Below are 20,304 nucleotides of genomic sequence, written 5' to 3' on the forward strand. Positions count from 1 at the left end.
CGTGTTCAGAAGCTGATCCCCAGCCGCGCGTTGAACGAGCGGCCCTGTCCCTTGACGTTGTAGCCGTAGGCGGCCGAAGAGCCCATCATCGAGACCACCTTGTAGTCGACCAGATTGGCGCCGCCGAGCGGCAGGTAGTAGTTCTGGTTGAACAGATTGTCGATGCCGAGATCCAGCCGCACGTGCTGCCACTGGTAGCCGGTGCGCAGATTGACCAGCGCGTAGGACGGCGTCGTCAGCTCGTTGTGGACCCGGTTGACCTGGTCCTTCGATCCGACCAGCTGCAGCTCGACGCTGTTGGTCCAGCCGCCGAGGCGGTGGTCGAGCGCGAGCTTCGCGTTGACAGGCATCATATGGTAGAGGTCCACACCGTCGGTGCGCTGGCCGCGGACATAGCCGATCAAGCCGCGAAGCTGTCCCTGGCCGTAAACCGCATCGTCCCACACGGTCAGCCGCCCCTCGACATTGACGCCGTAGAGCGTCGCGTCGTGGTTGGCGAAGCGGAGGTAGACGAAGCCGGTGTTCGTGGTCAGGTTGGCGGGATTGCTGGCGAGGCAGCTTGCGGTCGCGCAGCGGTCGACGTCGATATAGTCCTGCACATAGCTGGCATAGGGTGTGACCTTGACGTCCCAGACCCGTTGCGCGGGATCGTGCCATCCGGCCGTGAAGCTGATCGTGTGGGCCTTCTCCGGCTCGAGGTCGAGATTGCCGACATAGCCGTTGCCGTCGCCGAACCAGCCGATCATCTGCATCGCCATCGCATTGGTGGACCAGGCGTAGCGCTCGTAGAGATTGGGCGAGCGGGTCTTGCGGGCAAAGCCGAATTCGTACTGGCTTATGTCGTTCGGCTCGTAACGGAGGAGGGCGGAGCCGTCGACATGAATGTCGGTGCGGGCGTGGTTGACGGCGTTGAACGCGGCCGCGTCGGCGCCGTAGTCCATGTCGTTGTAGCCTTGCACATTGCCGGTGTTCATCCAGACAACGTCGTTGCGCAGGCCGACGATCGAGGTCCACTGCCGATCCCAGTGCCGTTCCCACTCGACGAAGGTGCCGACGCGGTCGCGGGTCCCGCCGTTGATGTTGATGAAAGTATTCGGGCTCATCATCATCGATCCCGCTACCGGGCTCCACCAATCGTCGAGCCGGTTCAGCGCCAATTCGTTGCCGATCCGCAGCAGGTCGTGGCCGGACAGCGCCACGGTCGCCTTCAGCGCGTAACCGCCGTCGAGGCCCTTGGTGTCCATCGGCATGTCGCTGACCTTGTCGGGCGCGATGAAGCCCATGGTGTGCCGGATCTGGTGCACGAAGGCGCTGGCCTCGAACTTGCCCCAGTCGAACACGCCTTCGTAGCGGCCGTTCGCATAGAGGCCGCGGTTGTAGACCATGTCCATGTACTGGTTGACATAGCCCTGGTACGGAATGAACTGCCCGCCGACCTGGAACGTGAAGAGATTGCCGAACGTCTGCTTCGAGATGCTGATCGAATGGTTCTGCGTCTCGTAGAGCGTCGACTTGACGGTCGTCCCGTCGCCGGCCTTGTAATCGCCGGCACGGACCCAGCCGCCGGTGTAGGTGATGCTCGTATCGTGGTTCGCCATGGTCGCGGTGGCGTCGACGCCATAGGCGTTGCCGTTGCTGCGGAAGAAGCTCGACAGTTGCGCGCTGGTCACCCATCCGGCCTGTGCCGGCACGAAGGCCGGCGGCGCGGTGGTGACGTCGATGCGGCTTCCGATATAGTCGCCGCCGACCGATACCGGCCCCACGCCGAGATAGGCCCGCATCTTCGCGATCATCGCCGGATTGACGAACGACAGCGGCGGATTCATTTCGTTCGGGCAGGCCGGGCTGATCAGCATCGAGTTGACCGCGACCTGCAGCCGGTCGGCGCCAAATCCGTTGATCGCGGGCAGGCTCGACACGCCGCCGGCTCCCCACGCCGCGCCGCCGGGCAGGTCGGTGACGAGAGAGGCGGAATCGCTCGACGAGAGGCCGCGATCGTATCCTGCCGTTGGCGGCAGGGTGACCGAAGCCGGCGGCGAACTCGCGCCTTGGTCTGGCGCGGCGGTGCTTCCGTTTCGCGTCGCGGCGGGCGGGGCGGCCGTGACCACGGCACGCGGCTTTCGTTTGCGCTGTTGCGCAGAATTGACCGTCACCGGCGGCAGCCGCTCCGCCGATTGCGCGGAAGCCGTTGCGGCAAACGGCGGCAGCAGCGACGCCACGCCGAGCAGGGCGGGTGAGATGAGCGCCGTCGTCGCGGCCAGGATGGACCGGCGCAGGTTGGTTGATGTGTTGGACATGAGCGTTTCTTCTTGAGGCCAGCGATCACGCCGGCGCATGGCGGAAGCGGGGCGCGCGCTGGCGGCCCTGCCGATGATGTCGGAAATGAGAGGTGGTCGAACGCCCGTGCGCGCGCCCTAACGCGGGCGAGGGCAGGAGCCAGACGGGCGAACGTCTGCGCCGTCCTGGGGCAATTTCAGATCAGGGCAGGAGGTCCGCGCGACAGATGATCGAACGATCGCGTGTAGGCGATGATCCGCTGCCGGAAGGAATGGACCGCACTCGCCGTCAGCGGAATGCGGCCAGTCAATGTGGGTTGAGGCGGTGGCAAAGTACCGGCGATATGGTGCGCCACGCAGAGCGGGCAATGCACGGAGGTCTTGCCGCTGGTCTTGTCCGCGTCGGTTCGTGCTGCATCCGTATTGTCGCTGCTGATGCACAGCTCATGAGCTGCCGCGGCGGCCGTGGGAGATACGCTCGCAATGAGGATGCTGGACAGGATGACGTTGAAGACGAGAGCATAGGCTGCAATGAACGCAGCGCCCCAGCCGATCCGTCGCTTGAAAGCGAGCCGTGTCATTGACCTGTACCCCGGTGGCACGACTACCACACGAGGAAAGCGAGTCAAATCCGGAGGACACTGGCGCGGTCGATAGGTGTCTGGTGTTGCCGCGCGATCACGTCGGTCGCGTGCGGCGCTTGGCTTCGCTTCGCAGCCTCATCCCGGCGGCCTTCGCTTTCGGATCGCTGGCGATCGAACCAGGGAGCTGCTGAGCGACGGCAGGCAACGGGACTTTGATACAGCGCAATGCCGTCAGGGACGAAATCAGTTGAACTGTCTCCGCAATGTTCGATTTCGACCAGCCGCTGTTCATCGCCGGGCTCCTGCTGGGCTTTTCCTCGAGCCTGCATTGCTTCGGCATGTGTGCAGGCATTGCTTCCTCCTTGCACTTCGCCGCCGACTTCGGTTCGAACCGGCCGCGGCAGGGTCTGCTGACGACGACGGTTCTGATCAACGCGGGGCGCATCTCGGCCTACATGCTGGCAGGCGCCATTGTGGGCGCGATCGGATCGAGCGTGTTCGGATCGTTCGACCACGCGTTCGCCCATGCGATCCTGCGCTGGGCCGCGGCCGCGGCTCTCGCCTGGATCGGACTTTCGATGCTCGAAGTGCTGTCGCTGCCGGCGGGGCTGTCGCGGCTGGTCGCGGCCGTCACCGCCAAAATCGGCACGGCCGCGCGTGCGACGAATCTACCACCGACGCTGGGGCTGTTCGTCAGCGGTGCGGTCTGGGGCTTTCTGCCCTGTGCCATGGTCTACGCGGCGTTGTTCTACGCCATGCTGTCCGGCTCGTGGCTCGGGGGCGCGCTGGCGATGAGCGGCTTCGGCCTCGGCACCCTTCCGGTCCTGCTCGGTGCCGGGTTGGGACTTCCGTTGCTACGGCGCCGTGCGACCGCGGGATGGCTGAGAAACACGGTCGCGCTCGCCATCATCGCGGTGGGGCTCGTCAGCGCCGGCGTGTCGCCTTCGACCTTGGCCGTGTGGTGCCGAACCTGACCGGCTTGCCGACCTCTTCGATCGTCGGCCGCAAGCGGTGCCGGGCCCATTGAGGGGGGAGGCCGCAGCAGTGTCGCCCGCTGTGGCTCTTTCCGCCGCTATGGCTGCGGCGGATAGCGCTCGAACGTCGGCAGTTCGTGCGCGTGCTCCATCCAGCGAAGCCGCTCGGCGACCTGGATGTGCATCGTCGCCGGCACGGCATCGGGATCGTCGTAAGTCGCGCTCTGGATGTCGATGATGCCGGGCAGCATGTCGGCATTGATATAGAACAGGCCGGTGCCGCAATGGCCGCAAAAGTGTCGCCGGCCGTGTTCCGAGGAATTGTAGACCTTGGGCTCGCCTTTGGTCACCTTGAGCGCGCTCTCCGGATACATCGTCCAGCCGACGACGGGAGCGCCGGCGTGGAGCCGGCAATCGCGGCAGTGGCACAGCGCATGCACGATCGCGTCGCCCTCGACCTCGTAACGGATTGCGCCGCAGTGACAGCCGCCGGTGATGGTGCTCATTCGTTTCTCCCGATCGAAGGCAGGTATCGCAGATCGATAACTCCGATAACTCCCGAGACGCGCGGCTTCAACGACGCAAGCGATTTGAAGTTGCGTCCTACTGTCGCCTGACAGCTGCTGCCACGCCAAGCCTTCGGTGTCGCGGCTTCGCCCGGGGGGGCTGCAGCGTCGGTTTTCCACACCCACGACCGGCAGTATCAAATTGCGGATCCCGCCTACCAGCTATCGATAATTTGCCAGCGCGGTCGGACGCAGCTTTGATTGCGGCATGAGCACCAAATCACGCGAGGTCATCTGGGGCGGCCGAATTCTGGGTGCGGAAATTTCGGCCAAGCACGCGCGCGAGGAGGCCAAAAAGGCCGTTCGCGAGGCCGACCGCGCTGACGCCGAAGCCTGGTCGGTCCGGATGGAAGGTTACGGTGGCCCTTCACAGCCGTCTCCGACGATCGCGCAATGCCTCAACGGTGGCATGGGCTGGCTCGAGGTCGAGTGCAACAGGTGCAAAGCACGCGCGAGCCTGCCGCTCGATGCGATCCGTCGTCCCCGCGATACGCCGATCTGGAAGCTGGAGGCTTCGCTCAAGTGTCGGTCATGCCGGAAGGGACGTTCCGCACCGCCGGTCCACATGATCAAGCTGACCGCCACGCGAAGCATCACGCCCTACAAATGGGTGCATCCGACCGAGGAGAGATAGGCAGGCGCGGGTTACCCATCAGTTTGAACCATCCGCTCGATGTTAACGACCAAGAGCCGAGCTTCTCATCAATCGCTGCGCCGAATGGCCCGAAAGACAGGGTAGGTTGGAAGCGCTTTGAAGGCCAATCGGATAGAGATCATGTTCGACGTTCTGGTGAACCTCCTGGTCGGTCTGTCCTTCGGCTTTCCCGCCGTGCCATGGCTCTTTGGTGCGCGATGGGGAGCGAGAGGCGTTTGGCTCAGCACAGGATTTGCCGTCGTCATCCTGCTATGTCTTTTTCCCATCTTGTTTGGGTTTGGGTGTGGCGACTGCGGGCAGGGCGCGATCGCCATCTTCGTGCTGGTGCCGATCTGGATTGCTGCGGCATTGCTGACGGTCGCCTCGGCGGCGGCCGCCCACTTCAAATTCGCGCGCTGATGCAAGACTGCCCCCGCTACTGTGCAAGGGGTTGTTTTCACGCTTTTCGTGATGAAGGCCGCCGAACCGGCCTGGTTTCACCGCCGGCCGCGCGGCGCCTCGGCATTGGCGGGCTGCTCGGTCTGCGGGCCGCAGCTCGCGGCTTGAAGCGTGGCTTGCGCCTGCGGCATCAGGCCGGGCTCGGGGGCGAGCGCCTTCATCAAGATCAGGCCGGTGGTGCTGGGAGAATCGATGATCAGGCGGTCGGCCGCGGTGATCTCTTCGTCTTCCGGCAACTCGCTGTGCTGCGCTTCCGTCATCAGGTCGAGCTCGATCACCTTGCGGCCCGCCGAGCGGTCGTTGATGGCGTAATAGGCGATCTCGTTGCGGGTGTAGAACGACACCGAGGTGTAGGCCTGGCTCACCGGCACCGTCAGCTTGATCGGTCCGCTCGAGAGGTCGTAGCGGCAGATCGCCAGCGCAAAGGCCGGGTCCATGAACGGCATCGGGGACGTCTGCGGATCGGCGAGGGGAAGCTGGCTGACGCCGTTGAGTTTCGTCATCGGCGTCAGTCGCGAATAGGCATCCTGCGTCGCGATCCGCGGCAGCGCCAGCACGCTGACGAGGTGGACCACGAGGCCCAGCACCACGCCGGCAACGACGGTGAACAGCAGGCGGATCATGAGCAGCCCACCGTCGAGATGGAGGGCATCGGCGCATCGCGCTGGGTGCGCGTGGCAACGCCGACCGGGGTGTCGTAAAGGCGGAGCATCAAGGCGTAGCGCTCGATGCCGCCGGTCGGCAGCCAGTTGCCGGCGCGCGAGCGCGAGGCGATGCGGATCTCGAACGAGCCGTCGGATTGCCGCACGATCTCCTGGCTGGTGAAGCCGTAGCGCTGCAGCGAATTGGCGACGAGGTGGCCCTTGCGGTCGTAGAGCGTCAGCGTCCAGAACCGCGCCGGCGGCGTCACGCCGGAGACGATCACGTCGCAGCGGCCGTCGAGCGCCTTCTTCTTGTCGTCGGTGGTGGCGGTGAAGGCGACGCCGTCGCCGGTGCCGATCGGCAGCTCGCCGTTGCGCACGATGGTGGCGCGCGAATAGGGATCGACGTCGGCGGTGCCGGTGCGCGGGCGCGCGGTCCAGGGGCCGATGGTCAGCGCGCCGATCTCGGTGCCGCGCGTCGTCGTCATCCAGGTCGCGCCCAGGCCGACCACCGTCGCGAGCAGAAGGGCCGTCAATGTGATCAGGATCAACCGCACTTGTTTCGATCAGTTCTTGCGCGGGGCGGAAGCGTTGGCATTTTCTTCCGCATAGTTCTGCGGAAAGGCGAGCGCGCTCGTCGCCGAAGACGGCCTGGCCGCCTTGGTGTCGGCATCCGCCGATTTCTTTGCGGTCTTGGCTGCGTCGTCCAGCAGCTTCTCGACGCGCACCAAAATGTCGGCGCCGCGCTTGGTCAGCACCGGCGGCGGACCGGGCTTGGTCTCCAGCACCTTCGGCGCCGCGTTGGCCTGCGCGTTGCTGATATGCTGCGGCGGCAGCTTCTGGCCCATGCCGACGCCGGGGATTTCCCGCACCTCGACGCCCTGATGCGCCGCGAGCATGATGTCGTGCCAGGTCTGCGCCGGCAGCGAGCCGCCGGTCATGCGGTTGGTCGGCGAGTAGTCGTCGTTGCCGTACCAGACCGCGCAGGTGAAATTGCCGGTGTAGCCGACGAACCAGGCGTCGCGATACGCGTTGGTCGTGCCGGTCTTGCCCGCGGTCGGAATGCCGTCGAGCGCGGCGCGGCGCGCGGTGCCCTCGCTGACGACGTGGCTCATCATGCCCGCCATGTCGGCGGCGACGGAGGCGGGAATCGCCTGCCGCGGCTTCGGCCCGTCGCGGTCCCAGCGCCAGACCAGGTCGCCGGCGCCGGTGCGCACTTCGAGCACCGCATGCGGCGTCACCGCCTTGCCGCGGTTGGGGAAGGTCGCGTAGGCGACCGCGTGCTCGAGCACGGTGACTTCGTCCGAGCCGATCGGCAGCGACGGCGTGTCGGGCAGCGGCGCCTTGAGGCCGAAGCGGCGGGCGACCTCGACGATCTTGGCGCGGCCGACCTTGGCCGGGTTCTGCGCCTTGGGCTCGTTCTTCCGGCCGATCTCGATCGACAGCTTGACCGGCACGACGTTGATCGAGCGCGTGATCGCCTGAGTCAGCGTCACCGCGCCGGAATAGGAATGGCCATAATTCTGCGGACACCAATTGCCGATGCAGACCGGGCCGTCGACCACGATCGAGTTCGGCGTGTAACCGTTCAGCAGCGCGGTGGTGTAGACGTAGGGCTTGAACGACGAACCCGGCTGGCGGTAGGCGTCGACGGCGCGGTTGAACTGGCTGGCGCCATAGTCGCGGCCGCCGACCATGGCGCGGATGCCGCCGTCGAGATCGGACACCACGGTCGCCGCCTGCGTTGCGTGATAGTCGCGGCCGAACTGGCGCAGCTGGTTCTCGACCGCGTCTTCGGCGGCCTTCTGCACGTTGGTGTCGATGGCGAGGCGCACCACGAAGACGCGCTCGGTGTAGGATTTCGGGAAGGTGTCGACCAGCTTGCGCATCTCGTCGAAGGCGTAGTCGAGATAGTAGTTCGGCGAAGCCTCGTCGCGGCGGTCGACGGCGAAGGCGGGATTACGGCGGGCGCCGAACACCTGGCCCTCGGTCATGAAGCCGGCGTCGACGAGATTGTCGAGCACCACGTTGGCGCGGGCGCGCGCGGCGGGCAGGTTGATGTGAGGTGCGTATTTGGTCGGCGCCTTGAACAGGCCGGCGAGCATCGCGGCTTCCGCCAGCGTCACGTCGCGCACGGACTTGTTGAAGTAGAAATGCGCCGCGCCGTCGACGCCGAAAGTGCCGCCGCCCATATAGGCGCGGTCCAGATACAGCTTGAGGATCTCGTTCTTGGTCAGGCGCCATTCCAGCCAGACCGCGAGGAAGGCCTCGTTGACCTTGCGCTCGATGGTGCGCTCGTTGCTCAAAAACAGGTTCTTGGCGAGCTGCTGGGTGATCGAGGAGCCGCCCTGGCGGACGCCGCCGGCTTGCGCGTTGGTGACGAGCGCGCGCGCGGTGCCGGCGATGTCGATGCCGAAATGGTCGTAGAAGCGGCGGTCTTCGGTCGCCAGCGTCGCCTTGATCAGCACGTCTGGAAAATCTTCCAACGGAATCGAGTCGTTATGCTTGATGCCGCGGCTGCCGATCGGGTTGCCGTAGCGGTCGAGGAACGTTACCGCGAGGTCGGACTTCTTCAGCCAGTCCTCGTCCGCAGTCTCGCGGAAGGCGGGGATGGCGAGGGTGAGCATGACCACCAGGCCGCCGAGCCCGAGGGTAGCGGCCTCCGACAGCGGTTCGATGAACACCCAGCGCTTCCAGCGCCCGACATAGAAGCGGTCCATGAAGGTCGAGTAGCGCTCGTAGAGCTCGCGGATGCCCTTGGCCGAGGAGAACAGCGAGGAATCGATGCGCGCATCGAGGTCCAGGAAGAAATTCCGGGCCTTCTGCTTCCAATGCGATGGTATGATCTGGCGCACCTAGAACCCTTGAGGCTCGCTTCAAAAGCGTTCAAGCACCCGGCCGGGGGCGGCATCGAGACGTCTTGAGGGAATGTTGCGGCAAACCCAAGGCGCCCGGCCAGCATCCGAGGGACTTGCTGTTCCTTCTAGCCGAGCGGGGCCCATAAACCAATGGTCACGCTCGCGATTTTGAGCAACAGGCTGAATTGACCCCGGTTCATTACGGGCCTCGAAGGCGCCTTGCTTGCACCACCCCGGCCGCACGCCCTAGATGGCTTCAGCCGTAGCTCTTTCGAACTTTTGTTGAGGCGCATGACCGCAGCTCCCAAACGACCTTCAGGCCAGGAAGGATTCTTCTGGAAAACCAAGACTTTGGAAGAGATGTCGGGGCCCGAATGGGAAAGCCTGTGCGACGGCTGCGGCCGCTGTTGCCTGAACAAGCTCGAGGACGAGGATACCGGCCAGATCTATTTCACCCATGTCGGCTGCAAGCTGCTCGACGGCGCCAGTTGCGGCTGCAAGGACTATCCGAATCGCTCCGACAAGGTTCCGGATTGCGTCCGCCTGACCCCGGCCAATGTCCGCACCCTGAACTGGCTGCCGCCGAGCTGCGGCTACAAGCTCGTTGCCGAGGGCCGCGACCTCTATTGGTGGCATCCGCTGGTCTCCGGTGATCCCAACACCGTGCATGAAGCCGGCGTCTCCGTGCGCGGCCGGGTCGAAGGCAGCGAGGTGGAGATTCCGGACGACGAACTCGAGAACCACATCGTGCAATGGCCGGCGCAGCTGCCGAAGCGGGCCCGTTTGAAGCGACGTCCGAAGGACTGAGCCGCCGCGCGGCGCCCATCACGTCTTCGGGATGACCCGGGGGCGGGATGCACCCATGCGCCGCGATGCCTGCCCGGGACAAATTTTGCTGTCTACATTGGACTGCATAAAACGAATCCTTCGCGGCGTTGCGCCGCCACACGGCACCCGAGCGAGATGAACAAGTTCGACCGGCGGAGCAGTTCTGCCGACATCCAGACTTTGCCCGACGACATCGCCGAGGAGCTGTCCCGGCTTCCGAGCGAAGTCATCAGCGTCGATGATGCCCCGTCGATTGCGCCGCCGGTGCCGCTGTCGCAGGACGAGGTCCGCACTATCGTCATCAGCCTGATGCTGACGATGTTCCTGGCCGCCCTCGACCAGACCATCGTGGCGACCGCGCTGCCGACCATCGGACGCCAGTTCCAGGACGTCTCCAATCTCTCCTGGGTCATCACCGCCTATCTGCTCGCCTCGACCGCGGTGGCGCCGGTGTTCGGCACGCTCAGCGACATCTATGGCCGCCGCGCCATGATCATCATCTCCCTCAGCCTGTTCGTGGCGGGCTCGGTGCTGTGCGCGATCGCGCCGAGCATGCCGATGCTGATCCTGGCGCGCGGCCTTCAGGGTCTCGGCGGCGGCGGCATCATGCCTGTCGTGCAGACCGTAATCTCCGACGTCGTCTCCCCGCGCGAGCGCGGCCAGTATCAGGCCTATTTCTCCAGCGTGTGGATGGTCGGCGGCATCCTCGGTCCGGTCATCGGCGGCGTGTTCGCCGAGCATCTGCACTGGTCGATGATCTTCTGGATCAATCTGCCGCTGACTGCCGCGGCGCTCGCGCTGCTGCTGCCGAAGATGAAGAAGATCCCGGTGTTCCACCGCAAGCGCAAGGTCGACTGGCTCGGCGGCGTGCTGCTGATGGCCTCCGCCGTCGTCTTCATGCTGGTGCTGACCTGGGGCGGCACGCGCTATCCCTGGCTGTCGCCGACCGTGCTGGCGATGGTGGGCGGCGCCGTCGCGCTCGCCGTCAGCTTCGTCTGGCACGCGCGTCGCGCGGACGAGCCGTTCCTGCCGTTGAAGATGCTGACCGGATCGGTGGCGCCGTTCGCGATGACCGCCGGTGGCTGCGGGCTCGGGGCGATCACCGGCCTCACCGTGCAGCTGCCGCTTTATTACGAGCAGGTCTACCATCTGAGCGCGAGCGAGGCGGGGCTTGCGCTGATCCCGCTCGCGGCGGTTTCGACCGTTGGTGCCGCCGTCGCCGGCCGCACCATGGCCCGTGCAAAACACTACAAGCGCGTCGCCATCATCGGCACGTCCTGGGCCGCGCTGTGCGGCCTCGGCCTCACGCTCACCACGCTGCCGCTGTGGGGCCTGCTGATGCTGATGGCGGCGTTCGCGCTCGGGCTCGGCACCACCTTTCCGGTCTGCGTGGTCTCGCTGCAGAACTCGGTCGCGCGCCCGCAAGTCGGCACCATCACCGGCGCGATGAACTTCTTCCGCTCGCTGATGTCCTCGTTCACGGTCGCCGCCTTCGCCGCGATCCTGCTGATCGCGCTCGGCATCGACGTGCCGCTCGCCGGCGAGCACCACGCCGCAAGCGCCGTCGCTATTCCCGCCGACGACATGCGGCACGCCTTCCGCTACGTGTTCGGCGCCGCCACCGCGCTGATGACCACCGCCGCGCTGTGCCTGATCGCGATGGAGGAGCGGCCGCTGGCCGGTCCCTCGGTGACGCAACCCGTCGAGATGGCGGAGTAGGGCTCAGCCCGCGCCGTTCGGGAAGCTGCTCTTCCGCGGCAGCACAATGGTGAATTCGGTGAACTCGCCCGGCGCGGTCGCGACGTCGATCGTACCGCCATGCTGCTTCACCACGATGTCGTGGCTCATCGACAGGCCGAGGCCGGTGCCTTCGCCAGCCGGCTTGGTGGTGAAGAACGGATTGAACATCTTCTCCTTCACCTCGTCCGGGATGCCCGTGCCGTTGTCGCGGATGCGGATCTCGACGTGGTCGCCGCGGTCGCGGGTCGCGGCGGTCACGACCGGCTCGTACCCCGCTGCCCTGGTCTCGGCCTTGCGGCTGGCGACCGCATGGAATCCGTTTCCGATCAGGTTCAGCAGCACCCGCGTGATCTCCTGCGGGAATACATCGGCCGAGCCTGCGGCCGGATCGAGCTCGCGCTTCAGCGTCACATCGAACTGCGGCTTCTCGGCGCGGGCGCCGTGATAGGCGAGGTTGAGGCTCTCCTCGACCACCGCGTTGATATCGCTCGACCGATGCTCGCCGCCACCCTCGCGCGAATGCAGCAGCATGTTCTTGACGATGGAATCGGCGCGCTGTCCGTGCTGCACGATCTTGCCGAGATTGTCCTTCAGCAGCCCCGTGAGCTCGTCGACCTCGCTGCGGATATCGTCCGCGAGCGTCACGGGCGCGAGCACCTCGTTCAGCTCGTCGGTCAATTCGGCGGACAGCGCGGCAAAATTGTTGACGAAGTTGAGCGGATTCTTGATCTCGTGCGCGATGCCGGCGGTGAGCTGGCCGAGCGATGCCAGCTTCTCGGTCTGGATCAGCCGGTCCTGCGCCGCGCGCAGATCGTCGAGCGACTTCGCGAGCTCCCTGGTGCGGTCCTGCACCTCGTTGAACAGCCGCGTGTTCTCGATCGCGATCACGGCCTGGTCGGCAAAGGTCTTGAGCAGGTTGATGGCCTTGTCCGGGAAATGGCCGGCTTGCGGCCGCGTCACGGCAATGGTGCCGATCGCGATGCCGTCGCGCAGCATCGGCACCGCGAGAATGCTGCGATAGCCCCGCGTCCGCGCGAGCTCCTTCATGGCCTCGGTGAGATCAGGCTCGTTCTGCATGTCGCTGCGGAAGGCATATTCTCCGCTTGTCGCCACCCGGCTGTGAATGCCCGACGATGTCAGCGCTGCGGGGAACGAGCCGAGCAGATCGGCGTTGCCGGCTTCATTATCCGTGGTGAAGGCGGCCAGATGCAGCATGCCGTCGATGACGCGGGTGACGGTGGACGAATGTCCGCCGACCAGCGCCTTGGCGCTGTCGGAGATGGCCTGGAACACGGGCGTGACGTCGGCGGGCGAGGCCGCGATCACCTTGAGGATGTCGGCCGTCGCGGTCTGACGCTCCAGCGCCTCCTGTGTCGCATTGAACAGGCTGACATTCTTGAGAGCGATCACCGCCTGGTCGGCGAAGGTCTGCAGCAGCCGCACGTGATGCTCGGCAAACGCGCCGGTCGCGCGCCGCGTCGTGATGATGAGGCCGATCGCTTCGCCCTCGCTCATCAAGGGCACGAACAGCATGCTGCGATAGCCGCGGGCGCGGGCGATGTCGCGCGCGGCCGGCTCGAGCTCGGTATCGGGCAGTTGCGCCGCCGCGCCGTTAGCCACGAGCGAATAGGGCGGGAACTGCGCGAACGGTACCGGGAACGAGGCCTGCAGCACGTGATCGCCGGCAGGATCGGTCGGTGTGAATGCGGCAAGGTGCGCAGCGCCGTCGACATAGCGCAGCACCGCCGTGGAGAAGCCGCCGATCAGCCGGTTGGCGTTGGCGGCGATGGCGTCGAACACCGGGTGCACGTCGGACGGCGAGCCTGCCATCACCTTCAAAATGTCCGCGGTTGCGGTCTGGCGTTGCAGCGTCTCTTCTGTCTCGTTGAACAGCCGCGCATTCTCGATCGCGATCACGGCCTGGTCGGCAAAGGTGTGCAGCAGTTGCACGAGGTCGGCCGCGAACGCGCCTGGTACGGCACGGGTGACGCTGATCATGCCGACCGGCGTGCCCCGGTTCATCAGCGGCATGAACAGCACGCTGCGGAAGCCGCGCAGCCGCGCCAGATCGCGGTTCAGCTGCGGCACGTCATCGGCTTCGCTGTCGGGAAACTGGATCGTCTCGCCGCCACGCACCAGCGCAAAAGTCGGAAACTCCGCGATCTTGCGCGGAAACGACGCCTTCAGCCCTTCGTCGGCTTCCGGGCTGGTCGGCGTGTAGGCCACGAGGTGCAGCTCGTCGCCGATGAACTGGAGCACGGTGGCGGAGAAGCCGTCGAGCAGGCGCCTGGAACTCGACGCGATCGCCTCGAACACCGGCCGGGCATCGGAGGGCGAGGCCGCGATGGTGCGCAGGATTTCGGCACTGGCACTTTGGCGATCCCGCGCAGTCGCGAGCGCACTGCGCAGCTGCGCGTTCTCAGCTGCGAGCTCATCGGCGACGTCATGGGAAGGGTCGGTCATCTGTAATCCGGCTTGATGCCGCGACAGGCGCGGCACCGGGGCGGATTATCACATCTCCTGCGGCCGGAGCCAGCGTCCGGCTTGCCTCACGTTCCCGGCCGCGACACCTCCGTCTCCTTGCTGGTGATGAACTCCAGCAGCACCGGAATGCCTTCCTGCGTCTTCTGGATGCCGCGCCTGATCGCAGGGATGATGTCTTCGGGCTTGGTCACCCGCTCGCCATAGCCGCCGAAGGCGCGCGCCATCGCGGCGTAGTCGCCGGAAATGTCGGTCGAGCGATATTTTTCGGTCGAGATCGGCATCACCTTCAATTCGATCGCCATCGAGAAGTTGTTCAGCAGGATCGACATGATCGGGATGCGCTCGCGCACCGCGGTCTCGAAATCCATGCCGGTGAAACCGATTGCCGCATCGCCCCAGACGTTGATGCAGAGCTTGTCGGGCTTTGCCAGCTTCGCGCCCATCGCGAGGCCGAGGCCGTAGCCGAGCTGCGTCGTCTTGCCCCAGCCGAGATAGGTGAGGGGTTTTGTCGATTTCCAGAACGGCGAGAGCTGGTCGCGCGGACTGCCGGCATCGTGGGTGATGATGGTGTTGTCGATGTCGACCGTGTGCTGCAAATCCCACAACACGCGATAGGGGCTGAGCGGCGCGTCGTTGCTGGTGAGCTTCGGCATCCATTTCGCCAGCCACTCCTTGTGCGAGGCCGCGATCTCGGCCGCGACCGCGGCGGCGTCGCGATCGGATGTGACGGTCTTGCCGATCTCCTCCAGCAGCGCGTCGAGCACGAGCCCGGCGTCGCCGACCAGGCCGATCGCAGCCTCGACGTCCTTGTTGAGATGGTTGGGATCGAGCGTGGAATGGATGATGGTCTTGCCTTTCGGCATCGCGATGCCGAAATTGGTCTCGGTGAAGGAGCAGCCGATGCCGAAGATGACGTCGGCCTCGGCGAGGAATTTCGGCACCGCGCGCGGCACCGCGAGGCCGCCGGAGCCGAGCGAGAGAGGATGAGTTTCCGGGAACGACGATTTTCCACCGAGGCTGGTGGTGACGGGGATCGCGAGACGCTCGGCGAGCCGCTTCAGCTGCGGCCAGGCCTGCGCGTAATGCACGCCCTGGCCGGCATAGATCACCGCACGCTTGGCGTTGACGAGCAGGCTTGCCGCCTCCTTCACATGCACGGGGTCGGCGCCGTAGCGGGTGCGAAGCACCGGCGTGTAGTTGAGCGGCTCCGGCACCTCCTCGTTCCACATGTCCGAGGGAATCTCGACGATCACGGGCCCGCCGCGGCCGTTCTTCAGCTTGGTGAAGGCGCGGCGAAAGATGTTGGCGACCTCGGCCGCGAGGATGATCGGTTCGGACGATTTCGAGAACGCCTTCATCGCCTCGCTGGAATTGAAGTTCGGCTCGATATGAGCAAGCCGGCGCTGATAGCCCATCGGCAGCACCAGCACCGGAACGGATTCGCCATAGCACTGCGCCACGCCGCCCATCGCGTTCTCCGCGCCGGGCCCATGCTGCATGCAGAACGCGCCGATCGAGCGCCCCGACGTCACCCGCGAGATCGCGTCCGCCATGTGGATGCCGACGCGCTCCTGCCGCACCATCACCGGGCGAATCTCGGCTTTCGCCGCATGCTCGATCAGATGGTTGACCGGATAGCCGCAGAGGATCTCGATGCCCTCACGCCGCATGATTTCCGCAATGGCGGTGCCGAGCTTCATGGCGTCTCTCTCCCTGGCGAGGCCGGTTGATCCGGCTGGTTGGGGAGAGAGGATCAGGAATCGGCTGGACGGTAAAGCGAAGCGCGGCGCGGATGCGGTAGGTCAGCCATGCAGGACGGCGTCACCAGGCCACGCCGCCGCCCCGGGGAACGCCGGAGCCGAGCGATGACGTTGCAAGCCGGAGTGGATGACAGCATGATGAAGCAACGTTCGCCGTGGAATTCCGGAAGATGCTGAAGCTCGATCATATCACGGTTATCGCTCCGAGCCTCGCCGAAGGCGTCCTCCACGTTCGAAACTGCCTCGATCTCGATGTCCCGTTCGGGCAACGCCATGCCTATATGGGCACCCATAATCACCTGCTTCAGCTCGGTGACACGGTCTATCTTGAAATCGTGGCGCTCGACCCCGAGGCCGATGCGCCGGGCCGCCCGCGCTGGTTCGGTCTGGACGACCAGGACCAGCTCAGGTCCGATTGGGACGAGGGCCGCCGCCTGCGCGGCTGGGTCGCGCGAACCGATAGGATCGACTCGATCATCGCCCGCCGGGGCGACGTCTTCGGCGCCAAGGTTCCGCTTCCCGCGGCCGATCCTTCGTTCGACTTCACCATTCCGGACGACGGCTCCCTCCCGCTCGACGGTGCAGCTCCCTCGATCATCGACAGGCGCGGCAAGCCGCGCTCGATGGCTGCGATAGCGGACCTCGGCGCGCGGCTAAGATCCTTCACGCTCGAGCATCCGGAGCCCGCCGCCGTAGAGGCGCTGTACCGCGCGTTGACGATCGACCGGCCGCCCGAAATCGTGCGGGGATCGAAGCTGCGCTATCGCGCCCGGATCGAAACGCTCGCCGGACCAAGAGAGCTGACCTGAGCGCGCACGGACCCAACGCAGTCCGGAATCACATGCTCAGACCAGCGTGCCCGCGTGGAAGCTCGCATTGGCGAGCAACGACTGGATCACGACGTTGTCGCCGGGACCTCCGTCCAGCACGTCGATGCCGCCGCCGCCGATCAGCACATCGTCGCCGAGCCCGCCCAGCAGCGTATCGCTGCCGGCGCTGCCGATCAGGACGTCGTCGCCGGCGCCGCCGTCGAACACGAGGTGCGGCCCGCCCGGACCGACGCCCGACGCCTCGATCACGTCGTCGCCGCCGAGGCCCTTGATGGTGATGGTGTCGTTGAAGTCGAAATTTTCGATCACGACCTGGCTCGCCAGACCGTCGATCACCAGCGCGCCATTGCTGTTGAGCGACAGCGTGATGACGTCGTCCCCTCCGGTGCCGTTGATCACGATGTTGTCGGCCGCGCCGTCGCCGCCGGCGGTGCCGGGGGCCGCGCCTAGATCGATCTTCACCTGTGTCACGTCGGTGCCGCTCATGTCGCCGACAGTGATGGTGTCGGCGCCGCCGCGGGCATTGAACGCGATCGTCTCGACGCCGTGCGTGTCCATCGTGATGGAGGCGACGTCCCGCGTCAGCTCGGCGCGTCCGCCATTGGCGAAGATGTTGATGGTTTCGGCGATGTTGGCGCCGTTGAACAGAAGGGTGTCGCTGCCGGCCTGACCCTCGACCGTGTCGTTGTCGTCGCCCGGATTCCAGACGAAGGTGTCGTTGCCGGCGCCCATCAGCGCGACGTCGTTGCCGTCGCCGCCGCTGATCAGGTCGTCGCCCTGGCTGCCGTGGATGGTGTCGTTGCCGATTCCGCCGTTGATCGTCAGCTGCAGCACGCCGGCAGCGAGTCCGCTGGCGTCGATGACGTCGTCGCCGGCGAGGCCGTTGATCGTCAGCTGATCGGTCGCGTCCACGGACGTCAGGTGGGTACTCGCATGCAGGCCGAACACCGTCACGCCACTGGCATTGCCGCTGACCCCGAACGTGTCGGCGCCCTGGGTGGCATCGACCGACACGGTATCGACGGCTCCGTCGGGCGTTCCGTCCGGGCCGCCGAGGTCGATGTTCACCCGCGTCACGTCGGTCCCGGTCAGATCGCCGACGGTGATGTGGTCGGTGCCGCCCAGCGCGTGGATATCGACGTGCTCGACCCCGTGCAGGTCCATCGTGATGTTTGCGACGTCGCGCGTCAGCAGGGCGCGGTCGCCGTTCGCCAGGACGGCCATGGTTTCCGCAATGCTGGCGCCGAAGAACCGCAGCGTGTCGACGCCGGTGCCGCCCTCGACGGTGTCGCTGCCGTCGCCGGGATTCCATTGGAAGATATCATTGCCGGCGCCGAGCAGGGCGGTGTCGTTGCCCTGGTTGCCGTCGATGAAATCGTTGCCGTCGCCGCCGATCAGCGTGTCGCTGCCGGCGCTGCCGAGGATGGCGTCGTTGCCGGTGCCGCCGTCGATGGTCAGGTGCACGACTCCGGCGGCCAGCATGGCGGCCGATATCGTGTCGTTGCCGCCGAGGCCTTCGATCACGAGCGCATCGTTCGCGCCTTCCGCATTGGTGATGGTGACGGCGGCCGGCAGTCCGGCCACCGCAGCCGACGTGCCCGAGCCGGAGATATGGATCGCGTTGGCGCCGTTCGTGCCCACCAGCGTCACCGTGTCGGCCGCGCCGTCACCGGCGCCGGCTGATCCGAGATCGACATTGACCTGCTTGACATCGGTTCCAGCCAGATTGTTGACGACGATGTTGTCGCTGCCGCCGCGCGCATCGATGGTGATGGTCTCGATGCTATCGAGGTCCATCGTGATGTTGGCGACGTCGCGGGTCAGCAGCACGTGTCCGCCATTGGCGGCGGACAGGGTGACGTGCTCGGCGACGTTCGAGCCGTTGAACAGCAGGGTGTCGGTTCCGGCCTGTCCATCGACCTTGTCGCTGCCGTCGCCGGGGTCCCACTGGAAGGTGTCGTTACCGGCGCCGAGCAGGGCGGTGTCGTTGCCCTGATTGCCGTCGATGAAATCGTTGCCTTCGCCGCCCAGCAGACGGTCCGCGCCATTGCCGCCGAGGATCGTGTCATTGCCCGCTCCACCGTCGAGCGTCAGATTGATCAGTGCAGCGAGATTGCCTGTTGCGGTGATGACGTCGTCGCCGCCACCCGCATTGACCACGAGGTTCTCCGTGGTGCCGATGTCCAGCGAGAACGGCGCCGGATCGACCCGGTCAAAGCGCACGCGCGCGCCGTTGGCCGTGATGGCGAAGGCCTCGCTGCCGTTGCCGCCGTTCACCTCGGCGGTGTCGATGCCTTCGCCGCCCTCCATCAGGTCGCTGTCGTCACCGGGGTTCCAGATCATGCGGTCGTTGCCGGCTTCGCCGAACATCTGGTCGTTGCCGTCGCCGCCCACCAGCACGTCATTGCCGGAGCCGCCGAAGAGCAGGTCGTTGCCGCCCTTGCCGAGCAGCGTGTCGTTCCCGGACTGGCCGAACAGCATGTCGCCGCCGGATCCGCCGGTCAGCATATCGTTGCCGGCGCCGCCGAACAGATTCGCCGCAGGCATCGCGCCGCTGCTCTCGTCGATGGTGATGATGTCGTTGCCGTCCTGGCCGAAGCCCTTGATCAATTTGGTGTTGGCGACCGTGGCGGGGCCGCCTTTGATCGCGATCGCGCCGCCGTTGACGACGATGGTCCCCGCCGCATTGCGGCCTAACACGACCGAATTGTTGTGACCGTTGCCAAGGACGGTGAGGATTCCGCCGGAGAAAATCGCTGTGACTGCCATTTGTTCTTCTCGCTCTGCGTGATCGAAATAGGCCGTGCGGCGGGATCGTGACGCTTTTCGCGATGCCGGGACGAACGGCAGACGACCTCGTCAGTAGACGCGGATCGCAGTTCCAGCTTGGCTGAAGGCTTCGGACGTGCTCCTGTTTTTCTTGAGAGCAGCTTGATTTTCGCGGTGGGCGTCGCGCCGCTGGGGTTTCGTAGCAGCTTGGACCATTCCACCCACAATCCCTTGTGCTGCCCGACGGGCAAAACACACCAGGACTGGGTCGATAGCCGCGCGTCAAAATATTCGTATTTACAGAAGTTCGGTTTTGCCGTACAAGCTGTGCCATCCCGCCCGCCACAAGGGGCGTTTCGCGATCGTCACGAGACGCGGGCCGGGATGCGGTGGCCGCGACGGCGTCGGCGCGCGATGGAGCTGCAGGGCGGGAAACCGTGAGCGGCGGCAGGCGCGGTACGACACGGCGCTGACAGCGTCTCTGTCCGGTCTCGATGGCGAGCGCACGCCAGCAATCGGGAACGCGGATGGTGATGTGCGCGGACGGAGAAGTCGTGTGGTCCTGACGCCCGGGGTCTGTGCGTCAAGTCATGTGGTGATGTGCGGCCAACCGGCGCGCGCATCTGAAATCCGCAAGGCGACGGGGGCAATAGTGCAGCGCTCCCCGAGGAGAGCACGAAGGACACCGTGAAAACCATCGCGCAGGGAAGGCCGGGCGACCGGCAACACCTGTCGTCCACCCCGTGCGCGCTTTTTTCGCACGCGGGACTTCGGGTGCCAGCCGGCGCCCGGCCTTCCCTGCGCCCTTGCTTTCAGAGGGTGCGAGACCAAAGCAAAGCTCGGGCAAAACAAGCCGCGAGGACGCGAAGGTATGTGCGCGATGTCGTAGGATGGGTAGAGC

15 protein-coding genes are annotated in these 20,304 nt (G+C 65.7%); 6 read left to right on the forward strand and 9 right to left on the reverse strand.

What is annotated here, in order from left to right; translation table 11 throughout:
- Positions 1-5 precede the first annotated feature (5 nt).
- Both CIT39_RS12030 and CIT39_RS12035 read right to left on the reverse strand, forming a co-directional pair.
- Positions 6-2,297: a TonB-dependent receptor gene (locus CIT39_RS12030; protein ID WP_094975149.1), complete on the reverse strand. Its 2,292-nt coding sequence runs from the start codon at positions 2,295-2,297 to the stop codon at positions 6-8.
- Between the two features lie 176 nt (positions 2,298-2,473).
- Positions 2,474-2,857 carry a DUF2946 family protein gene (locus CIT39_RS12035; RefSeq protein WP_094975148.1) on the reverse strand — a complete coding sequence of 128 codons (384 nt, stop codon included), beginning with the start codon at positions 2,855-2,857 and terminating at the stop codon, positions 2,474-2,476.
- A gap of 266 nt (positions 2,858-3,123) precedes the next feature.
- Between CIT39_RS12035 and CIT39_RS12040 the strand changes: the two genes are divergently transcribed.
- Complete coding sequence (locus CIT39_RS12040; RefSeq protein WP_094975147.1) at positions 3,124-3,834, forward strand: sulfite exporter TauE/SafE family protein; 711 nt, start codon at positions 3,124-3,126, stop codon at positions 3,832-3,834.
- Positions 3,835-3,932: 98 nt separating this feature from the next.
- On the opposite strand, the gene CIT39_RS12045 is transcribed toward CIT39_RS12040, so the two are convergent.
- Complete coding sequence (locus CIT39_RS12045; RefSeq protein WP_094975146.1) at positions 3,933-4,340, reverse strand: GFA family protein; 408 nt, start codon at positions 4,338-4,340, stop codon at positions 3,933-3,935.
- Between the two features lie 268 nt (positions 4,341-4,608).
- Between CIT39_RS12045 and CIT39_RS12050 the strand changes: the two genes are divergently transcribed.
- Complete coding sequence (locus CIT39_RS12050; RefSeq protein WP_094975145.1) at positions 4,609-5,034, forward strand: hypothetical protein; 426 nt, start codon at positions 4,609-4,611, stop codon at positions 5,032-5,034.
- Between the two features lie 141 nt (positions 5,035-5,175).
- On the forward strand, positions 5,176-5,454 hold the full coding sequence (locus tag CIT39_RS12055) for a hypothetical protein (RefSeq protein WP_140478096.1): 279 nt from the start codon (positions 5,176-5,178) through the stop codon (positions 5,452-5,454).
- 77 nt (positions 5,455-5,531) lie between these two features.
- On the opposite strand, the gene CIT39_RS12060 is transcribed toward CIT39_RS12055, so the two are convergent.
- From CIT39_RS12060 to CIT39_RS12070, 3 genes are read right to left on the reverse strand one after another with little or no spacing between them, the layout of a single operon-like run.
- Positions 5,532-6,116 (reverse strand): DUF1254 domain-containing protein, encoded by a 585-nt coding sequence (locus tag CIT39_RS12060; RefSeq protein ID WP_094975143.1) that lies wholly within the window; start codon positions 6,114-6,116, stop codon positions 5,532-5,534.
- Positions 6,113-6,691: a DUF1214 domain-containing protein gene (locus tag CIT39_RS12065; RefSeq protein ID WP_094975142.1), complete on the reverse strand. Its 579-nt coding sequence runs from the start codon at positions 6,689-6,691 to the stop codon at positions 6,113-6,115. Before CIT39_RS12065 ends, CIT39_RS12060 begins: the two co-directional genes overlap by 4 nt.
- A 9-nt stretch (positions 6,692-6,700) precedes the next feature.
- Complete coding sequence (locus tag CIT39_RS12070; protein WP_094975141.1) at positions 6,701-8,989, reverse strand: transglycosylase domain-containing protein; 2,289 nt, start codon at positions 8,987-8,989, stop codon at positions 6,701-6,703.
- A 294-nt stretch (positions 8,990-9,283) separates the two neighbouring features.
- Here CIT39_RS12070 and CIT39_RS12075 point away from each other — a divergent pair, with 294 nt between their 5' ends.
- Together CIT39_RS12075 and CIT39_RS12080 are read left to right on the forward strand one after the other, a co-directional pair.
- Positions 9,284-9,799: a YcgN family cysteine cluster protein gene (locus tag CIT39_RS12075; RefSeq protein WP_094975140.1), complete on the forward strand. Its 516-nt coding sequence runs from the start codon at positions 9,284-9,286 to the stop codon at positions 9,797-9,799.
- A gap of 156 nt (positions 9,800-9,955) precedes the next feature.
- A complete protein-coding gene (locus tag CIT39_RS12080; protein ID WP_094975139.1) occupies positions 9,956-11,539 on the forward strand; it encodes an MDR family MFS transporter in 1,584 nt (527 codons plus the stop codon).
- A 3-nt stretch (positions 11,540-11,542) separates the two neighbouring features.
- On the opposite strand, the gene CIT39_RS12085 is transcribed toward CIT39_RS12080, so the two are convergent.
- Positions 11,543-14,023, reverse strand: coding sequence for a GAF domain-containing sensor histidine kinase (locus tag CIT39_RS12085; protein WP_162308461.1), 2,481 nt, complete (start codon positions 14,021-14,023; stop codon positions 11,543-11,545).
- A gap of 86 nt (positions 14,024-14,109) precedes the next feature.
- Positions 14,110-15,744 carry a thiamine pyrophosphate-requiring protein gene (locus CIT39_RS12090; RefSeq protein WP_094975137.1) on the reverse strand — a complete coding sequence of 545 codons (1,635 nt, stop codon included), beginning with the start codon at positions 15,742-15,744 and terminating at the stop codon, positions 14,110-14,112.
- Positions 15,745-15,974: 230 nt separating this feature from the next.
- Here CIT39_RS12090 and CIT39_RS12095 point away from each other — a divergent pair, with 230 nt between their 5' ends.
- The gene (locus tag CIT39_RS12095; protein WP_094975817.1) at positions 15,975-16,613 is read left to right on the forward strand and encodes a VOC family protein; all 639 of its coding nucleotides are present in this window, start codon (positions 15,975-15,977) and stop codon (positions 16,611-16,613) included.
- 36 nt (positions 16,614-16,649) lie between these two features.
- On the opposite strand, the gene CIT39_RS12100 is transcribed toward CIT39_RS12095, so the two are convergent.
- A complete protein-coding gene (locus CIT39_RS12100; RefSeq protein ID WP_094975136.1) occupies positions 16,650-19,403 on the reverse strand; it encodes a beta strand repeat-containing protein in 2,754 nt (917 codons plus the stop codon).
- Positions 19,404-20,304 lie beyond the last annotated feature (901 nt).

This window comes from Bradyrhizobium symbiodeficiens, assembly GCF_002266465.3.
In the GTDB taxonomy this organism is placed as follows: Bacteria; Pseudomonadota; Alphaproteobacteria; order Rhizobiales; family Xanthobacteraceae; genus Bradyrhizobium; species Bradyrhizobium symbiodeficiens.

Coding starts and splice junctions, on each gene's coding strand:
- CIT39_RS12045 (WP_094975146.1), bottom strand. CDS start 4,340: ATGAGCACCATCACCGGCGGCTGTCACTGCGGCGCAATCCGTTACGAG.
- CIT39_RS12080 (WP_094975139.1), top strand. CDS start 9,956: ATGAACAAGTTCGACCGGCGGAGCAGTTCTGCCGACATCCAGACTTTG.
- CIT39_RS12040 (WP_094975147.1), top strand. CDS start 3,124: ATGTTCGATTTCGACCAGCCGCTGTTCATCGCCGGGCTCCTGCTGGGC.
- CIT39_RS12075 (WP_094975140.1), top strand. CDS start 9,284: ATGACCGCAGCTCCCAAACGACCTTCAGGCCAGGAAGGATTCTTCTGG.
- CIT39_RS12055 (WP_140478096.1), top strand. CDS start 5,176: ATGTTCGACGTTCTGGTGAACCTCCTGGTCGGTCTGTCCTTCGGCTTT.
- CIT39_RS12100 (WP_094975136.1), bottom strand. CDS start 19,403: ATGGCAGTCACAGCGATTTTCTCCGGCGGAATCCTCACCGTCCTTGGC.
- CIT39_RS12030 (WP_094975149.1), bottom strand. CDS start 2,297: ATGTCCAACACATCAACCAACCTGCGCCGGTCCATCCTGGCCGCGACG.
- CIT39_RS12090 (WP_094975137.1), bottom strand. CDS start 15,744: ATGAAGCTCGGCACCGCCATTGCGGAAATCATGCGGCGTGAGGGCATC.
- CIT39_RS12060 (WP_094975143.1), bottom strand. CDS start 6,116: ATGATCCGCCTGCTGTTCACCGTCGTTGCCGGCGTGGTGCTGGGCCTC.
- CIT39_RS12095 (WP_094975817.1), top strand. CDS start 15,975: ATGCTGAAGCTCGATCATATCACGGTTATCGCTCCGAGCCTCGCCGAA.
- CIT39_RS12050 (WP_094975145.1), top strand. CDS start 4,609: ATGAGCACCAAATCACGCGAGGTCATCTGGGGCGGCCGAATTCTGGGT.
- CIT39_RS12035 (WP_094975148.1), bottom strand. CDS start 2,857: ATGACACGGCTCGCTTTCAAGCGACGGATCGGCTGGGGCGCTGCGTTC.
- CIT39_RS12085 (WP_162308461.1), bottom strand. CDS start 14,023: ATGACCGACCCTTCCCATGACGTCGCCGATGAGCTCGCAGCTGAGAAC.